Origin of the sequence: Microcoleus sp. w2-18bC1 (assembly GCF_036700365.1) — a bacterium.
In the GTDB taxonomy this organism is placed as follows: domain Bacteria; phylum Cyanobacteriota; class Cyanobacteriia; order Cyanobacteriales; family Microcoleaceae; genus Microcoleus.
Genome location: NZ_JAUBOS010000024.1, coordinates 36,700 through 54,429, shown reverse-complemented (window position 1 = coordinate 54,429; position 17,730 = coordinate 36,700). Strand labels below are relative to the sequence as shown.

The window sequence follows — 17,730 nt, the reverse complement described above, 5'->3', positions numbered from 1 at the left end:
TTGACACCCTACCCATAGGGGTAAGGCGCGGACTGTGTACCCTACATAATTAGATTCAAGTGAGTTCTGTAAATCTTAAATTTGAGTGCGATCGACGGCACAGAAATAATTCTTTACAAGTTTGCCACAAAAATTTCATCCTAATTTCATTTATATATGAAAAACTGAAAATAAATAGCCGTTTTAAGGATATAAGCTCTATGAAACCAATTTCATTAAAAACAGGCTTTGCAGCGCTGACGCTGACCGCCACAGCCGCTTTTACCAGTGGATTGCTTGCAGCTTGTTCAAATGCCCCTTCCAGTGAAACTCCCGCCCCAAATGTTACGGCTGCAACTGAAGCAAACAACAAGCAAGACGTGGTACAAGGCGGTGGCATGGGTGGCATGAATCATGGCATGAATCACGATATGTCAATGGATTTAGGCCCTGCTGATGCCGACTACGATTTGCGATTTATTGATGGCATGACAGTACACCATCAAGGTGCTGTAAACATGGCTCAAGATGTGCTTAAACAATCCAAACGCCCGGAAATGAAAAAACTTGCGACTGATATAATTGCTGCTCAAAACCGTGAAATAAATCAAATGAAAGAGTGGCGAAAAACTTGGTATCCCAAAGCCAGCAGTACGCCGATGGCTTATCACGGTCCCATGGGTCACATGATGGCAATGACTCCCGAACAAATGCAAAGCATGATGATGAGCATGGATTTAGGGGCCGCTGACGACAAATTTGACTTGCGATTTATTAATGCGATGATTCCTCACCACGAAGGAGCTTTAGTGATGGCCCAAGATGCTTTGAAGAAGTCAAAACGCCCGGTAATGAAGAAATTAGCTCAAGAAATTTTGACTTCGCAAAAACAAGAAATTCAGCAAATGAAACAGTGGCGCCAAGCTTGGTATAAACAGTAATTTAGCTACCGTAAACAAAACATGACACAAATCCACAACATGAGTGACATGAATCACGTTAGGTCAAATGTTCAGGAAATACTTGCTTCACAAAAGCAAGTAATTGAGCAAATGAAAAAGTGGCGACAACCTTGGTAGACAAAGTAATGTAGCTCGACTGTGGCTGTCAGAATTTGTCTGACTCCACCTCAGTTTCCTGAGAGTACCTACACATACTGTAGATAATTGAACAGTCCTACGTCTAAAGTAGTAGAAACTTAGGTAAGAATACTGTAGACAATGGAGCAAATCTACCTCTAAAGTAGTAGATACGTCAGCAAAAATCTATATAGATAGATAGGGTAGTTTATGATATTGAATAGCTTGGAATTAAACACCACTTATAAATCAAATGCAGCCGTAGATGAGCTAGTGAGCGCATTGACAAACGAAATTGAAGCGCGAGCAGAGATTAAAAAAACGGAAAAAAATCTACAGCACAATCGCTTGTCATTAGGCACAACTTATCTTCGTATTTTAGAATCTGCTGGGCATCTGGGCTGCTGATGCGAAATTTCATCCTAATTTCATTTGACCGTGAAATACTAGGTTGAGTAGAGCATTTCTAGCTCTCGGTCATTGCTTAGCGGTCGCTTCTTGGAAAATGCTAATAAGTAACTTTACTTAATGAGTATCATTTACTTACCTTGGCAAAATACCAACTGCTAAACCTGTGGTACTCAACCTGATTTCAAGGACAATGCCAACGATGATATTTCATAAATATGCTCAATGTCCGGCAATTATTAGCAGCTTTTCGGGAAGTTTGTTCAGCCTAATTTTGCTAAGTTATCCTGCCGCTGTTTTTGCCCACGCTGGCCACGGAAATGAATTTCACCATAGCGGCGAAACAACTGAAACTCCTGCTGCTATTTCTGTCGATGCCGAAACAGCAAAACGGTTAGGAATTAAAATCTCCCCTGCCACGCGCCAGAGACTAGATATCGGCATTAAAACTACTGGAGAAATTGAAACTTTACCCAACGAAAAAGTAGAAGTTACGGCTCCTGTTGCTGGGAAAGTAGTAGAGTTGCTGGTTAAGCCTGGGGACAAAGTATCAAAAGGTCAAGCCCTTGCGGTTGTATCGAGTTCAGAATTAGGACAATTGCGGGTTGAATCTCTCTCGAAACGTGCCGAAGCTGAGGCCGATTTGCAGCAAGCGGAAGGAGATTTCAAACTAGCACGAGAAAATTACGATCGCCAAAGTCAGATATCTGCAGCAGAAATCGCCCAAGCCCAAACCCAATTGGCAGCGGTAACTAAGCAGTACCAGCAAGAACAAGAATTAGTAAATAAGCGTTCCGTGGTGCAAGCCGCTAAAGAAAACTATCAGCGTCAAGTTGAAATAGCGCAAGCCGAAATAGCGCGAGCCGAAACAGAACTGACTGTGGCTAAAGAACAGTTCGATCGCGACAAAGAATTAGTGGCATCAGGGGCGATCGCGCGGCGCACAATGCTGGAATCGCAAGCCCACTTCGCCGAAGCAAAAGCCGCTGTGGCGAAGGCAAAAAGCCGTCCTGAAGTTATCAAAGCCGAAACCGAAATTAAACAAGCCGAAGTAGACCTCCCAATGCGGGAATTGCGGGAATCTCAAGGCAGAGTAGCAGAAGCAAAAGCTCAACTTACCAGAGCTCAGAGCCGCCGGGAAGTCCTAGAAGCCGAGAACCAAGTCAAACGCGGCAAAACTGCCGTCGAAGTCGCTCAGTCGCGCATTCGCTTGGCTGACGCAGCCTATCAAGCGCGACTCCAACAATTAGGAACTGTTGCCAACGATCGAGGACTCGTTACCGTAGTTGCTCCGATTTCGGGGACGGTAGCCGATCGCGAAATCACCCCGGGAGAGTCAGTAAACGCTGAAAAACCGTTGATGAGTCTCTTAAATGACAGCCGCGTTTTTGCCACAGCCAATATTTACGAAAAAGACCTGAATCAAGTCAAACAGGGCCAGGAAGTCAGGGTAAAAGTCGCTAATTTACCCGATCGCACTTTCAATGGAGAAATCGCCTTAATTGGGTCATCCGTGTCAGGAGAAACGCGGGTGGTGCCGGTGAAAGCAGAACTAGATAATATTAACGGTGAATTAAAGCCCGGACTGTTTGCTGAGTTGGAGATTTTAACATACAAAACTGCCACAAATATTTTAGCAATTCCGAGTGCGGCGGTAGTGGATGTTAGCGGGAAAAAAACCGTTTACGTCCAAAATGGCAATGCTTATCAAGCGGTTGAAATTGAACTCGGTCAAACTGCGGGAGATTTAGTTGAAGTGAAGAGGGGTTTATTCGAGGGAGATTTGATAGTAACGCAGCGAGCACCTCAACTTTACGCACAATCTTTGCGCGGCGACAACAAGCCCTCAAAAGACGAGGAAAAGAAAAAGGCAACTCCAAAGGTAACAGAGGTTAATTTTCATAATTTACCCGTGTCTTTATGGTGGGCGGGAATAGGGGGAGGAGTTGCGATCGCATCTCTGACTTTTGCAGCAGGGGTTTGGTGGGGAAATCGGCGCGAAGAAAGTTCGGCAGCGGATTTTGTAACGGATGTAACGGATGTCAGGAAGAAGGCATAATACTGTAACTTTGTTAACTGTCAACAGTCAACAGTCAACTGTTTAAATATTCAGCACAATTCTTAGATGAGTAATTAACAGCCGCTGGCTAGTTTCGCCTTATCTCAGTTGGCGAAAGTTGGGAGTAAGATAGAATTACCAATTACCAATTACCTAACTAAATGTTCAGGACTATTGTAGTTGCACATACTCACTGCGGAAGTCCTAAGATGTTTAAGAAAAGTATCTTTACTCACATTCTCACCTCGTTCATCACTTTTTTACTGGTTGTTGCTTGCAGTCAAACCAATCAACCTACCACCACCACTAATACTCCGAGCAATACACCAGCAGCAGCTACACCCAATTGGGCCACTGCCCTTCCAATTGGAGCAGCATTCTCGCAAACCAGCAACTATGCTCTTTTAGCTCAAGAATCAGTGGGTGGTGTCAAAATTGCTGAGAAATATTTCAACGAGAGGGGAGGTGTTAATGGTACTCCTATTAAAATGGTGTTTCAAGACACTGGAGGAGATGAAGCAGGAGCCATCAACGCCTTCCAAACTCTAATTAATCAAGATCGAGTGGTTGGCATTGTTGGGCCATCATCTTCTCAGCAGGCATTTAGTGCCAATCCAATCGCAGAACGAGCAAAAGTGCCAGTCATTGGCGCATCGAATACTGCCAAAGGGATTCCTGAGATTGGTGAGTATATTGCGCGTGTCTCTGCACCTATTTCGCTTGTAGCTCCCAATGCAGTAAAGGCAGCGCTTAAGCTTAATCCTAAGATTAAAAAAGTCGCTGTCTTTTATGCTCAAAATGACGCTTTTACGACATCGGAGACAAAAATTTTCCAGCAAGCGATTAAAAACCAAGGGCTGGATATCGTCACCGTCCAAAAGTTCCAAACTACTGACACGGACTTCCAAGCTCAAATTGGTAATGCACTCGCTCTCCAACCCGACTTAGTTGTTATTTCAGGATTGGCAGCGGATGGAGGTAACTCGATCCGGCAACTGCGGGAACTGGGTTATCAAGGTACGATCGTTGGCGGCAATGGTTTGAACACATCTAATATCTTCTCGGTGTGTCAAGCACTCTGCGATGGTATTATCATTGCTCAAGCCTATAGTCCCGAAGCCCCAGGCGAAATCAATGCTGCCTTCCGCGATGCTTATGTAAAGCAAAGCAAGAAGGAACCACCGCAGTTTAGTGCTCAAGCCTTCACTGCCGTACAAGTATTCGTGGAAGCCTTGAAAGCTTTGGATAGTAAAACCAAACTCAGCGCGTTGTCATTGGCAGAGTTACGCACAAAGCTGAATCAGCAAATCCTAGCTGGAAAGTACAATACCCCTCTCGGTGAAATTTCCTTTACCCCTGAAGGTGAAGTTGTACAGAGCCAGTTTTACATTGCTCAAATCAAGATGGATGTAGATGGAAATAATGGCAAGTTCATCTTTTTGAAGTAAGTCAAAAGGGTACATCCCTATTTTGCAAAATAGTTGATTAATTTACCTACACGCAGAAATGCTCTACGATCGTTCTTCATCGAAAATATACGGCAGAGGTTTTTTACGCCCTTTGAATTTAGCGCGCATGATTACCCGTTCCGAGCGCTTTGGCGGTACTGGATTGTAGTCTATTTCGCCAATGCTTTCTACAGTTTGTGAGTAGTGTTTTGGTGCTTGCATAATAACTATTCTGATATCTTGCACTATTGTCAAGAACGGGCAAGATGCCCGTTCCACAAAGAATGACTTTTCTTGTGGAACAGGCATCTTGCCTGTTCCTAAACAAGTAATTGAGAATGGTGCAAGATGTGAGTATTGTTGTAAGCTGCATTGTCAAAAAAAATAGCAATACAGGTTATATCATTTTAGATTTTAGATTTTAGATTTTACATGACTTATGAATCCGGGTTGAAAGTTAAAATATTTCATCCTAATTTCATTTTTGGGTGTCAAGGTAAATAGAATGGCTATTTAACACTGTTCAGCCAAGGAATCGCGGGAAAAGCTACGGCAACCGGAGCCTTTAATATCTGCTAAATTTTATTGTTAAATAGTCGATCGCCTAACGGTGGCTAATAGTCATCACCTCTATAAAATCATAAAATGTTCAGCACAATTCTTAGATGGGTAATTAACCGCCGCTGGCTAGTCGTTATCGCCACCATTATTGTTAGTCTGTGGACATTTTCTATCATCCCCAAAATGTCCCTTGATGTCTTCCCTCCTTTTGCACCCCCGCAAGTCGAAATTCAGACGGAAGCACCAGGGCTCGCGCCGGAAGAAATCGAGTCTTTGGTAACACTGCCGATCGAAAGTGCGATTAACGGAACTCCTGGGGTGACAGCAGTGCGATCGTCTTCGGCTGTGGGTCTTTCTGCGGTTAAGGTAATCTTTGATTGGGGAACTGAAATTTATCAAGCGCGCCAGTTGATAACAGAACGGTTGCAGCAAGCACAAAGCAAACTCCCGGCTGGGGTAGAAACACCGCAAATTTCTCCCACAACTTCTCCTGTGGGCACTGTTATCACCTATGCTTTTACATCAGAAACTACTCCTTTGATGGAAGTGCGCCGTCTAGTTGACTGGCAAGTCACAAATCGGCTTTTGGCAGTGACTGGCGTTGCTCAAGTAGTAGCTTACGGCGGCGAAGAAAGGCAGTATCAAGTATTAGTAGAACCTGCCAAGTTAAAAGCTTTTAATGTGTCGTTGCAGCAAGTAGCTGAAGCGGCGGCTGCTGCGAATGTTAACGCGCCCGGGGGGTATTTAATTACGCCGGATCGAGAAACTTTAATCCGGGGGGTGGGGCGGATTGAGTCTCTGGAAGATTTGCAGCAATCGGCGATCGACTCTCGCCACGGAACGCCCATCAGAATTGCTGATGTAGCTGATGTCAAGATTGGTGCTGCAATCAAGCGGGGCGATGGCAGTTTTAACGGCAAAAAAGCTGTGATTGTGATGGTAAATAGACAGCCAGTTGCTGATACTCCGACGGTAACGAAAGCGGTTGAGGCAGCAATGGCTGAGGTGCAGCAAGCTCTGCCCAAAGATATTAAAGTTACTGTGACTTTTCGACAGGAAGAATATATTAATTCCTCGGTGGAGAATGTGCGATCGGCTTTAGTTGAAGGCAGTATTATAGTCACCCTTATTCTCATCCCGTTTTTGATGAATTGGCGCACTCTGGCGGTTGTTTTGCTGGATTTCTTTCTGACTTGGCTGTTGGCGCTGCTGGCGATGTATTGGCTGGGGCTGGGGCTGAATACGATGACTTTGGGGGGTTTGTCGGTGGCGATCGGCACTGCGATCGACGATGCGATCGTCTATGCCGAAAATACCTACCGCAATTTGAGAGAAAATGCGTCTTCTCTTCATCCTCGCCCGGTGATGGATGTGATTTTTGATGGCAGTCAGGAGGTACGCGATTCGTTAATTGGAGCGACTGTTATTGGCATTGTGGTGTTTTCGCCAATTTTTACTTTGCCCGGTGTAGAAGGTCGGATTTTTACGCCGATGGGGATTACTTATTTGGTAGTTGTGGTGATTTCTAGTCTGGAATCACTGTTAATATCTCCGGCCCTTTGCGCTATTTTGTTGCCTACCAAACGCATGAGTGGTAAAGAACCTTGGTTGCCGAGATTTTGCAAGCATATTTATCATTATTGTATCAGAATTTCAATGCGTTATTCGGCGATTATTTTAGCTTTTGCGGCTGCTAGTATAGTGGCTGTATTAATTATTTTGCCATCTTTTGGGCGGGTGTTTTTGCCGGAGTTTCAGGAGCAAACTTTGGTGAATACTATTATGCTTTATCCGGGGGTGTCTTTGGAGACAACAGATAGCGCGGCTTTTGCTATTGAAGATGCACTGAAGGATGATACCAGGTTTCAATACGTGCAAGTGCGATCGGGCAGAGCTCCGGGTGATGCTGATGCTGCGGGAGTTAATTTAGCTCACATTGATATAGGTTTGAGCGAGGTAGGGATGAAAAACAGGCCGCAAACTTTGGAAGCCCTGCGGCAGGAGTTTGGTAAATTGCCGGGAGTTGCACCAAATATCGGCGGTTTTATTTCTCACCGGATGGATGAGGTTTTATCTGGTGTCAGAAGTCAGATTGCTGTCAAAATATTTGGTCCGGATTTGGATCAACTTCGCAGCATCGGTGCCGAAGTTGAAGAGCAAATGAAAACTGTTGAGGGAATTGTGGATTTGCAACTCGAACCGCAGGTACCAGTGCCACAAATTCAAATTAAGTTTAACCGTCAAGCTGCGGGTAGATACGGTTTGAAAATCGGAGAGCTTTCTGAAATAATTGAGACTGCTTTAAACGGAAAAGTTGTTTCTCAAGTTTTGGAGGTGCAGCAAACTTTTGATTTAGTTGTTTGGTTGCAGCCTGAAGCGAGAAATAACTTAGAAACTATTCAGAATTTGTTGGTTGATACTCCAAGTGGCAATAAAATTCCCCTCGCCCAAGTTGCGACTGTCAAATACGGTACGGGCCCAAATACGATTAACCGTGAGAATGTTTCTCGCTTGATTGTGGCGGCGGCGAATGCTAAAGGTAGGGATTTGCGATCGGTTGTGAATGAAATTCAAGCTAAAGTCAAACGAGAGGTACAGTTGCCTTTTGGCTATTTTATCCAGTACGGCGGTCAATTTGAAGCAGAACAAAGAGCTTCGCAAAATATTATGATATTTAGTGCGATCGCCTTTTTGGTAATTACAGTATTGATGTACTTGTCCGTCAAGTCCCTTCCTTCAACTGCTATGATTATGATTAATTTGCCGATCGGATTAGTGGGAGGAGTAATTGCGGTAGCTTTGACTGGCGGCATCATCTCTGTAGCTTCCCTAGTTGGCTTTGTCACATTATTCGGCGTTGCTACCCGTAACGGCTTGCTTTTAGTAGACAACTACAACACTAAACTTGCTGAAGGACTGCCTTTTAAGGAAGCAATTATTAAAGGCTCAATGGAACGGCTGAATGCCATCCTGATGACCGCTTTAACTTCAGCTTTGGGTTTAGCACCTTTAGTATTTGAAGGTGGGGCGGGCAAGGAAATTTTGCAACCGCTGTCAGTAGTAGTTTTAGGAGGGTTATTTACTTCTACTGCCTTGACTCTGTTAGTTTTGCCAGCTTTGTATGCTCAATTTGGGCATTTTTTACGACCTCAACAACCTCAGCGAGTTATTGAAGACGGCAAGGTAGTTAATGTGTGATATTTTCTAATTATTGTCAGTCAGCAAGGAGTCAAACAAATGAAATCGCTTAAGTCAAATTTAATTGTTCTAGGTAGTGTCGGATTGCTGTTTTTGGGAGCTTGCAGTCAAGGCGACCAAGCAAGCGATCCAAATACCACTCCAGCCTCCCCTCCTGTCGCCTCTCAACCTGCGTCTTCGCCTCCCGCCACTGCTCCTGAAACAGCAACTAAAGGGGGGCAAGTTGTCAAGTCTGGAGCTTACTATTTAGAGTTTGTACCTGAAAAAGAAGCTACAGGAACTCATTTAGATGTTTTTTTGCAAAAAGGGGAGAAAAAGGAACCAGTTCCTAACGCCAAAGTGACGGCTCAAGTGCAGTTGCCGAATGGAAAGCAGCAAACCCTAGCTCTCAAGTATGATGCTGAGGGCAAACATTACGCTGTGGTGTTTCCCGGCAAAGATGCAGGAAGTTATCCCGTGAAAGTTACTGCGGATATTAACGGAGAAAAAGTTGACGGTCGTTTTACATTCAATCAATAGATAGCTGATGTCCTAATGCGCTCTAAGTTATACCAATTTTTTATGAGGCTGCATAGAATCCGATCCCCCCTAGCCCCCCTTAATAAGGGGGGGACAAGATTCCGATCAAAGTCCCCCTTCTTAAGGGGGATTTAGGGGGATCGAGATATGTGCAACTTCACATTAAATTGGTATTAGGGGCGAATTAGTTATTAGCAACAAACAACTGCCTCCTGCATTTCGACTACAAAGCCGATCGCGTTTCGATCGCACTTAATTTCTTATTTCGTTACCTGAGTTTTTTTTGAACGGGAAAAACACTCGACCTGCCAAACTTTGAAGGTAAATGCCACCGACGGTAATTAAAAAGACGAAATAAGCGATCGCCTGCACGACATAGAGCTTATCTGTGTAGCCAAATAGCGCACTCAACAACAAACCAGGAAACTTTTCTTCGGGAAGCAGTTGCGAGGTATTCCAGACGATTGGCCCGAGAATGCAAGAATGGATTTTAGTAAATCTTTCGTAATAGAAACACAGTGCGGCTGATTCGCGGTTTGTTTGCGATAAAATATTCATCGCGCTGTCAAAAATTCCCAAAGTAGATACCACTAAACCCGCTACAATGAAGAGCAATAAAATGCCCATATATTTGAAAAACAGGCGGATATTAATTTTGACTCCCCATTTAAACAGCAGGACGCCAAGTCCGGTGGCTGAGAGAATGCCAGCCAAAGCGCCGATTGCCGGAATAATCCCTTGTTGAAACTTGGCAACCACAAACAAAACGGTTTCAAATCCTTCGCGTAAAACGGCAATCAAAACTAAACTAAATACGCCCCAACCGGCATGAGAGTTGTACGTTAAGGCGGCACTCACAGCGCCTTCGACTTCGGCTTTCATAAATCGCGCTTGCTTGGTCATCCAAATCAGCATCCAACTCAGCATTGCGATCGCCACAAGCCCAAAAATTGCCTCTAGCAGCGACTCCATAATCGGTGCAAAAGGCTGATTGGATGCGGACAAAATTTGAATAGTCCAGCCGAAAAGTACACCTATCAAAGCGCTGGCAATAATTCCAACGCCAACACCGCCGAAAACCCAAGGACTTAAATAACTTTGTCCCGACTTTTTGAGACAAGCGAGAACGATTCCGACAACTAAGGCGGCTTCGACTCCTTCGCGGAGAGTAATTACAAATGTGGGCAATGCTTCGCCAAAATTCATTTTTTTAGTTGAGGTAATATCGGGAGGTAATTGGTAATCTTTTTACCAATTACCGTGGTTTCAGTTGACTTTTTTAAGAGGCGGGTTTGAGAACTTTTTGGCTGTCGCTTTCGATGGTTTTAACTAGCTGGTTGACTTGTTCGGTGGTTTTGACGGGGGCGGGGGGTGCGATCGCCGTTGGCCAACTTGTCTTCAGTTCTGTCATGTTAGCCACAATTGCTTTGTCAATTTCCGGGCTGGTTTTAGCCACTTGCTCGGCTATATCTTTGTACAGCATTTCCGCGTACATGACAAAACCCCGCGAATCTTGATATTCAATAATTGCGGAAATTTTGCCGTTAGCAACTGCGGCTCCGTATTCGGAATTAGCTGTATCTAGCAAGCCGTTAATCACTTGCAGCACGAATTTCGGATCTTTGCGCTGAGTTTCGGGAAGGGCGGCAATTGCTCCGTCAACTGCTTGCATTGATGTGTCAAATTCCGCCTTCACTTGAGCCGGATCTTTTGCACCTGCTTTAACTAAATCCTGCAATTTAATTAAAGTAGCCTTAAATTCAGGAATTTTACGCTCGTTTAGCTGATCTTCCACATCGGCATAAATTTCTTCGACTGGATGCCCGATGTGCGGTTCTGCCTGGTCTGGTTTGCCTTGATCCAATAGTTCTTTTGCTACGATAAGATGCCCTTTCATCAAGCCAAGTTTAGTCATGTAGTCTACATCTTTGGGTTCGCCTGTCAGCACCACATTTTCAATAGTTACCAAGTCTTTAATTTGGTCAAATTGGGCTTGAGTAATGACATTTTTTGAAACCAATTCTTCGACTTTTCCGTAAGGGCGGCTGGCTTGAATTTTGTTAGAAAGTGCCGGTACTCCTAACTTGGCTTCGAGTTTATCTAACTCTGAAAGAATGGCAGTATTGATGTTGATGCCGCCTTTGCCGCCGTGGTTCATGCTGTGACCGCTTGTGGATGCGGGACTGGCTGTAGCAACGGGTGAGGCGCTGCTGTCGGTGTTGCTGGCCGTGGGGGTGGAAGCGCAACCAGCCAGAGCAACGAGGATGGCTGTAGCGGTGGCGGTCGGTAATAAGCGAAAGGATTGTAACATGGCTGTTGCTAATTTTTACGTTATGTGCATTTCGACTCACAAGTTATTAAGAATAATTCTCAATTATTTGCGAGCTATTCATTCTACCTATTTGCGATCGAGCTTGTCAAATAATTTCATACTTTATTTGAATCGCTGCACCGTGGTAGCAGAATTTGGTTTAAGTGATGACTTCAAATACCCCCATGCAGCCTGCTTCGGCGATCGCATCTTGATGGGGATGAAACATATATTTTCCGGCGTAGCCGTAGGTGAATTCTAAAATATGTCTTTCAGCTACTCCCATTGTAATTACATCGGTTCTTTCACTGGGAGTCAAAGTCATTCCCGTGCGATATACGTCAAAAAAGTTGGCGTGCAGGTGAAAAGTCACGGCGGGTTCGTACTCAATCAGGTTGAGAACGTAAAGCCGGATTAGCTGATTTCGGTAAATAGGGATCGGGTTGTTCATGTAATAATTGGGCAACCCGTTAAAAGCGTAAAGTTCGTTTTTTTCGTCGTCGTTTACGTCGTATCCTCCCATGATTAATATGATTTCATCGGCGGGAGGACGGGGTTTTGGCGGATCAATGATGAACATTCCATAGAGTCCTTTACCTATATGGCGAGTTACAGGAGCAATATGGCAGTGATATAGATGCAATCCGTAAGGATTGGCATCGAATTCATAAATAAATACTGAACCGTTTTTTACTGGTTTAACGCCATCCATTTCGCTTGTATGAACGCCGTGAAAGTGCAGCGAATGAGAATGTCCGGCTTTGTTATAAAAAATGACGCGGATGCGATCGCCCTCTGTTGCCCTCAATGTCGGCCCCGGCACTCGATTGTTGACATTCCAGGTGTTGAAAGTGACGGCGCTGTTAAGTTGGACGATCGAAGAATTAGCTTCTAGGCGAAATTCCCGAACCGTGCGCCCGTTTTCGCGCGTCACCGTGCCGTAATCAAAATCCCGCGCAATTTGCATCGGGTTGATATTGCTGACGGTGAGTGCATCTGCGGGGATTGGCGGAATTCTCGCAACTGATGCCGGTTTGCGAGTCAAGTTTTGAAGTGCGATCGCGCCGCCCGCTACCCCAGCCCCAGCTATTCCTAGCTGTAGCAGTTGGCGGCGACTCCAGCGTCCCGGCTTTTTCATGGCGGGACGATCGGATAAATCTGTCATACTTATTGAAAATTTTTCTCAAATATTCACTCGTGGTTGATTATAAGACATTATCAGCTTGTTGTCAATTATTGTCAATAGTTCTCTTTTTCTGCGAATTCAGAAAATTTCATGCTGATTTCATCTCAGTATGTGATCTTAAAGATTGGGGTAGATGCTGCCGATCGCTAACAATGTATAAGGATTTACCGCTATAAATTAGAGTTATGAGAGTTTTGCTAGTTGAAGATGAGCCAGATTTAGGGAAAGCGATCGATCGCACTTTAAAGCAGGAAAAATATATAGTTGATTGGGCTTTGGATGGCAGTGAAGCTTGGGAATATTTAGACAGTCACTGGATGCAATATAACCTGGCTATTTTTGACTGGTTGCTACCAGGATTGTCAGGGTTGGAACTGCTGCGGAGATTGCGTGCTAAAAATAGCGCACTGCCCGTATTGATGCTGACAGCAAAAGACCGAATGGAAGATAAAGTTGCGGGACTAGATGCCGGAGCTGACGATTATTTAGTCAAACCGTTCGGGATGGCGGAACTGTTAGCAAGATTGCGGGCTTTGCAAAGGCGATCGCCCCAAATTCAACCGCAACAGCTACAGGTAGGAAATCTGGTTTTGCACTGCGGAAATCGAACTGTGTGCCATCTCGATCGAAGTGGTAACAGCCAGATAATTTCTCTAACAAACAAAGAGTTTCAACTGCTAGAATACTTTATGAAACATCCCAACCAAATTATCACCACTGACCAAATTCGGAATCAGCTATGGGAGGCGAGTGCAGATAGCTTTAGCAATGTGGTAGCAGCTCAAGTGCGCTTGCTGCGGCGCAAACTTGAGTCTGTTGGCGGCGCTAATTTAATAGAAACCGTTCACGGCGTCGGATACCGCATGAGAAATTAAAGCTGTAGGGGCAACAGCGGGCGGATTATATCTCGTTTCCAGTATCTGGCTATAATATAGAAAACTCGATCGGAAAAATGACTGCCATGAAAGATTTAATCCAACAAGAGTTAGAAAAGCTCGATATAGCACAACTCAAACAAGTATTTGAATTTATTGCTTTCCTGAAATTTCGTGCCAAATTAGTTACTATTCCAGCAATCGATGAAACTAACTTAGCTGCACTCTACAGCGAATTTGCCGAAGAAGACCGACAACTTGCGGAACTCGGAATGAGCGAATATGCAGAACTCCTAAAACATGAGGATTTGGCATAAAATTCAAATATAAAAAATGTATTTTTCGCCTGCAAACTTTTATTTTAATAGGACTTATGCAGGGGTGTCAGAAACCAGATTATTTAGCCTTATTCTCTCTTTGTTCCTCCTCTGCGTTCTCTGCGCCCTCTGCGGTAGATAAAAAAAGTAGATAAAAAAATATTATCTTCAACTAATTACCAATTACCAATTACTAGCAATATATGAAAGGTGAATCAAAATAAACTCTTTAACCGAACTCGCTGGCAATTAGCCATTTCCTATGCAGCAGTAATGGGTTTGATTTTAAGCTTGTTGGGATTTGGTGTATATAAGGCGATCGCCCACGCTCACTGGGTAGCCATAGACCGGGAATTAGAATCCGTAGCGGGGACGCTACACGACAGCCTAGAACTCAAATTGCAGCAGCCCGGACGCTTGGAGCCTATAGTCAACGAACTTTTACCCAACCTCCGCCTAATGGGAGTTAAAGGCATTACAGAACAGTTGCCAAGCCGCCATATTTTAAGCGCTATCAACCAAGGCTATTACTATATTCGTTTATTTGATTATTCCGGTAAATTAATTGCTACGGCTGGCGATTATCCAGAAGAATTACCAGCCGGATTTAACTCCCAATACTGGCAAACAATAACTGATACCAAAGGCAATGTTTATCACCAAATTTCTGTAGCGCTACATACCCAAACACAGCAAGATTGGGGATATTTTCAAGTTGGGCGGAGCCTGCAAGACTTTAATGATTATCTCAGTACAGTGAAATGGGTTTTGAAATTAGGATTGCCTACAGCATTGATTCTGATAGGGTTTGCTAGTTGGTTGTTGGCAGGATTGGCCATGAAACCGATTTACTCTTCCTACCGACAGATTCAACAGTTTACGGCCGATGCCGCCCACGAATTGCGGACGCCTTTAGCGGCTTCGCAGGCGACTGTAGAATCAGCACTGTTGACGCCTCAATTAGATGAAAAAGAGGCGAGGGAAATTTTGCGGACGATCGATCGCCAAAACCGACGACTGACTCAGTTAGTGGCTGATTTGCTGCTACTGGCTCGCATGGATAATCAAGTGATACGCGATCGCCCTCAATTGTGTTGTTTGAATGACCTGGTTAGCGATTTAGTAGAGGAATTGGCAGCTTTGGCGATCGCCTCAAAGGTAGCCCTAACATCCGAAATGCGCGTACAGCAGCAATTAAATGTTGTCGGCAATTCCGACCAACTTTATCGCTTAGTTGCTAATTTAATTGTTAATGCCATTCAATACACTCCGGCGGGCGGGAAAGTAACAGTTATTTTAGATTGCAATCACATCGAGGCGATCGTTCAGGTTCAAGATACCGGTATTGGGATCGCGGCGGCAGATTTAGAGCGAATATTCGATCGATTTTACCGAGTCAACAGCGATCGATCGCGCCATACTGGCGGTTCGGGACTGGGATTGGCGATCGCCCAAACCATTGCCCGGGCACATCGTGGCAGCCTCAGCGCCAGCAGCGAATTGGGGCAGGGCGCTACTTTCCTGCTGCGGTTGCCTTTGTGAGCTACTATGTGAGGGAAACTGACATCTTGCACCATGCTCAAGAACAGGCTTTCCTGCCTGTTCCACAAAGAGTGATTCTTGTTGTGGGGTGGGCATCCTGCCCGCCAGTCAAAGGCTGATTGAGAGTTGTGCAAGATGTGGGGAAAACCGAATCATCTTTTTGTGGTAATCCCTTTTGCAGAAGAGAGCACGATCGCCGAAAATCATTAAATAGCTATTTCTAAGCAATTAGCAGTCATCAGAGAGAAAAATTATGACAGTTTTAGAACAGGGAACAATCTCAATCCATACCGAAAATATTTTCCCGATTATCAAGAAGTCGCTATACACTGACCACGAAGTCTTCTTGCGGGAACTAATTTCTAACGGCGTCGATGCCATTGCCAAACTCAAAATGGTTTCCCGTTCCGGCGAATACGGCGGCGACATGGGCGAACCGCAAATCACCATAGCGATCGACAAAGAAAACAAAACCCTCTCAATTTCCGATAACGGCATCGGCATGACCGCCGATGAGGTAAAAAAATACATCAACCAAGTCGCTTTCTCCAGCGCAGAAGAATTTATTCAAAAATACCAAGGCAACGGCGACGACGCAATCATCGGTCATTTCGGTCTAGGTTTCTACTCTTCTTTCATGGTGGCGAAGAAAGTAGAGATTGATACTCTTTCTTACCAAGAAGGCTCCCCAGCAGTACACTGGTCTTGCGACGGGTCTCCCGCTTTTGAACTATCAGAATCTTCCCGCACGGAACGCGGCACTACTATTACTCTTACCCTCCAAGACGAAGAACAAGAATATTTAGAACCCAGTCGCATTAAGCAGTTAATCAAAACTTACTGCGATTTCATGCCAGTTCCCATCAAATTTGAGGGAGAGGAACTCAACAAGCACAAAGCAATTTGGCGGGAATCAGCCAGTAATTTGCAAAAAGAAGATTACTTAGAACTTTACCGCCACCTTTACCCGTACCAAGACGAGCCGCTGCTGTGGGTACACCTGAATACAGATTATCCTTTTATTGTCAACGGGATTCTTTATTTTCCAAAACTGCGCCCGGATGTCGATGTTACCCAAGGCAATATTAAGCTATTCTGCAACCAGGTTTTTGTCAGCGACCACTGCGAAGAAATTATCCCGAAATTCTTGATGCCGCTGCGGGGCGTTATTGACAGTACCGACATTCCGCTGAACGTTTCTCGCAGTTCTTTGCAAAGCAATCGCACTGTGCGGAGAATCGCTGATTATATTGCGAAAAAAGTGGGCGATCGCCTGAAAGAAGTCTACCGCGACGACCGTAACGAATACATCCGCTGCTGGCAAGATATCGGCACTTTTGTCAAGTTCGGAACTCTCAACGATGACAAGTTCAAAAAGCAAGTCGAAGATATTTTAATCTACCGCAGCACCTACGAACCAACAGCCGAGAAGCCAGAAACTGTAACGCCCGAAGTTCAGGTGCAAAGTGAGGAAGGAGATTTGTGGCAGGATGTGACTCCGAAGTCGGAAACTTCTACTTCGACGCAACCTTACACGACGCTGAAAGAGTATTTGGAACGCAATCAAAAACGCCACGAAAATCGCGTGTTTTATTGTACCGATCCTGCCTCTCAAGCAACTTACGTGGCAATGCACAAAAGCCAAGGTTTAGAAGTGCTGTTTATGGATTCTTTCATCGACACGCACTTTATCAGCTTCCTGGAACGAGAACACTCAGATGTCAAATTCTCGCGGGTTGATTCCGACATCGACGAAACGCTAATTGACAAAGAGAAAGAAGCGGAAATTGTCGATCCGGCGACGAATAAAACTCGCAGCGAACAAGTTAAAGAAATGTTCCAAAAAGCTCTCAATAAGCCGAAAGTGAACATTCGCACAGAAGCTTTGAAGTCTGACTCTGCGGAGGCGACGCCACCTGCGATCGTACTTTTACCGGAAGATGTGCGCCGGATGCGAGACATGACGGCGCTTTTGCGGCAGCAAGCGGCCGAATTCCCCGAAGACCACGTTTTGCTGGTGAATACGTCTCACCCGCTGATTCAAAATCTGGCGAGTTTGAGTCAGGGTGCGATTATTCAAGGCGGCGGGGAATCTCCGTCAAGTCAGTTGGCGAGTATGATTTGTCACCACGTTTACGACTTGGCTTTGATGGCCCAGAAGGGTTTCGATGCTGAAGGGATGAAGGATTTTGTCGAGCGATCGAATCAAGTCTTGACAAAGTTGACTGAACGTGCAATGTAATTAACC

General features: G+C 44.8%; 13 protein-coding genes. 9 read left to right on the top strand and 4 right to left on the bottom strand.

Translation table 11 applies throughout. The features are described 5' to 3' along the window. The first annotated feature begins 200 nt into the window (after nt 1-200). From QT979_RS14920 to QT979_RS14910, 3 genes are all read left to right on the top strand, one after another. On the top strand, nt 201-920 hold the full coding sequence (locus QT979_RS14920) for a DUF305 domain-containing protein (RefSeq protein WP_333310801.1): 720 nt from the start codon (nt 201-203) through the stop codon (nt 918-920). Between the two features lie 748 nt (nt 921-1,668). Continuing rightward, a complete protein-coding gene (locus tag QT979_RS14915) occupies nt 1,669-3,525 on the top strand; it encodes an efflux RND transporter periplasmic adaptor subunit (RefSeq protein WP_445304786.1) in 1,857 nt (618 codons plus the stop codon). A 209-nt stretch (nt 3,526-3,734) separates the two neighbouring features. Further along, nucleotides 3,735-4,973, top strand: coding sequence for an ABC transporter substrate-binding protein (locus tag QT979_RS14910; RefSeq protein ID WP_333216988.1), 1,239 nt, complete (start codon nt 3,735-3,737; stop codon nt 4,971-4,973). 63 nt (nt 4,974-5,036) lie between these two features. Here the strand turns inward: QT979_RS14910 and QT979_RS14905 are convergent, their stop codons facing one another. Then, entirely contained in the window at nt 5,037-5,282 is a 246-nt protein-coding gene (locus QT979_RS14905) for a hypothetical protein (RefSeq protein WP_333216986.1), read from the bottom strand. A 336-nt stretch (nt 5,283-5,618) separates the two neighbouring features. On the opposite strand from QT979_RS14905, the gene QT979_RS14900 reads away from it, so the two are divergent. Next, on the top strand, nt 5,619-8,732 hold the full coding sequence (locus QT979_RS14900) for an efflux RND transporter permease subunit (RefSeq protein ID WP_333310797.1): 3,114 nt from the start codon (nt 5,619-5,621) through the stop codon (nt 8,730-8,732). Nucleotides 8,733-8,771: 39 nt separating this feature from the next. Further along, the gene (locus QT979_RS14895; RefSeq protein ID WP_333310796.1) at nt 8,772-9,251 is read left to right on the top strand and encodes a hypothetical protein; all 480 of its coding nucleotides are present in this window, start codon (nt 8,772-8,774) and stop codon (nt 9,249-9,251) included. A gap of 252 nt (nt 9,252-9,503) precedes the next feature. On the opposite strand, the gene QT979_RS14890 is transcribed toward QT979_RS14895, so the two are convergent. The 3 genes from QT979_RS14890 to QT979_RS14880 form a co-directional block, all read right to left on the bottom strand. Beyond that, nucleotides 9,504-10,457 (bottom strand): FTR1 family protein, encoded by a 954-nt coding sequence (locus QT979_RS14890; RefSeq protein ID WP_333212878.1) that lies wholly within the window; start codon nt 10,455-10,457, stop codon nt 9,504-9,506. A gap of 73 nt (nt 10,458-10,530) precedes the next feature. Next, nucleotides 10,531-11,562, bottom strand: coding sequence for a helix-hairpin-helix domain-containing protein (locus QT979_RS14885; protein ID WP_333212879.1), 1,032 nt, complete (start codon nt 11,560-11,562; stop codon nt 10,531-10,533). 160 nt (nt 11,563-11,722) lie between these two features. Further along, the gene (locus QT979_RS14880; protein WP_333310794.1) at nt 11,723-12,727 is read right to left on the bottom strand and encodes a multicopper oxidase domain-containing protein; all 1,005 of its coding nucleotides are present in this window, start codon (nt 12,725-12,727) and stop codon (nt 11,723-11,725) included. Between the two features lie 206 nt (nt 12,728-12,933). Here QT979_RS14880 and rppA point away from each other — a divergent pair, with 206 nt between their 5' ends. The 4 genes from rppA to htpG all read left to right on the top strand — a co-directional run bounded on the left by rppA (nt 12,934) and on the right by htpG (nt 17,724). Further along, nucleotides 12,934-13,623, top strand: a complete 690-nt coding sequence (gene rppA / locus QT979_RS14875; protein ID WP_333310793.1) for a two-component system response regulator RppA — start codon at nt 12,934-12,936, stop codon at nt 13,621-13,623. An 86-nt stretch (nt 13,624-13,709) separates the two neighbouring features. Next, nucleotides 13,710-13,940 (top strand): hypothetical protein, encoded by a 231-nt coding sequence (locus QT979_RS14870; protein WP_333310791.1) that lies wholly within the window; start codon nt 13,710-13,712, stop codon nt 13,938-13,940. 210 nt (nt 13,941-14,150) lie between these two features. Continuing rightward, entirely contained in the window at nt 14,151-15,482 is a 1,332-nt protein-coding gene (gene rppB / locus QT979_RS14865) for a two-component system sensor histidine kinase RppB (protein WP_333212885.1), read from the top strand. Nucleotides 15,483-15,735: 253 nt separating this feature from the next. After that, the gene (htpG, locus tag QT979_RS14860; RefSeq protein ID WP_333310789.1) at nt 15,736-17,724 is read left to right on the top strand and encodes a molecular chaperone HtpG; all 1,989 of its coding nucleotides are present in this window, start codon (nt 15,736-15,738) and stop codon (nt 17,722-17,724) included. The last annotated feature ends 6 nt before the right edge of the window (nt 17,725-17,730 follow it).

Excerpts from the sequence above, each read along its gene's own strand:
- QT979_RS14870 (WP_333310791.1), top strand. The coding sequence starts at position 13,710 with ATGAAAGATTTAATCCAACAAGAGTTAGAAAAGCTCGATATAGCACAA.
- QT979_RS14905 (WP_333216986.1), bottom strand. The coding sequence starts at position 5,282 with ATGCCTGTTCCACAAGAAAAGTCATTCTTTGTGGAACGGGCATCTTGC.
- rppA (WP_333310793.1), top strand. The coding sequence starts at position 12,934 with ATGAGAGTTTTGCTAGTTGAAGATGAGCCAGATTTAGGGAAAGCGATC.
- QT979_RS14910 (WP_333216988.1), top strand. The coding sequence starts at position 3,735 with ATGTTTAAGAAAAGTATCTTTACTCACATTCTCACCTCGTTCATCACT.
- QT979_RS14920 (WP_333310801.1), top strand. The coding sequence starts at position 201 with ATGAAACCAATTTCATTAAAAACAGGCTTTGCAGCGCTGACGCTGACC.
- QT979_RS14895 (WP_333310796.1), top strand. The coding sequence starts at position 8,772 with ATGAAATCGCTTAAGTCAAATTTAATTGTTCTAGGTAGTGTCGGATTG.
- QT979_RS14880 (WP_333310794.1), bottom strand. The coding sequence starts at position 12,727 with ATGACAGATTTATCCGATCGTCCCGCCATGAAAAAGCCGGGACGCTGG.
- QT979_RS14885 (WP_333212879.1), bottom strand. The coding sequence starts at position 11,562 with ATGTTACAATCCTTTCGCTTATTACCGACCGCCACCGCTACAGCCATC.
- QT979_RS14890 (WP_333212878.1), bottom strand. The coding sequence starts at position 10,457 with ATGAATTTTGGCGAAGCATTGCCCACATTTGTAATTACTCTCCGCGAA.
- htpG (WP_333310789.1), top strand. The coding sequence starts at position 15,736 with ATGACAGTTTTAGAACAGGGAACAATCTCAATCCATACCGAAAATATT.
- QT979_RS14915 (WP_445304786.1), top strand. The coding sequence starts at position 1,669 with ATGATATTTCATAAATATGCTCAATGTCCGGCAATTATTAGCAGCTTT.
- QT979_RS14900 (WP_333310797.1), top strand. The coding sequence starts at position 5,619 with ATGTTCAGCACAATTCTTAGATGGGTAATTAACCGCCGCTGGCTAGTC.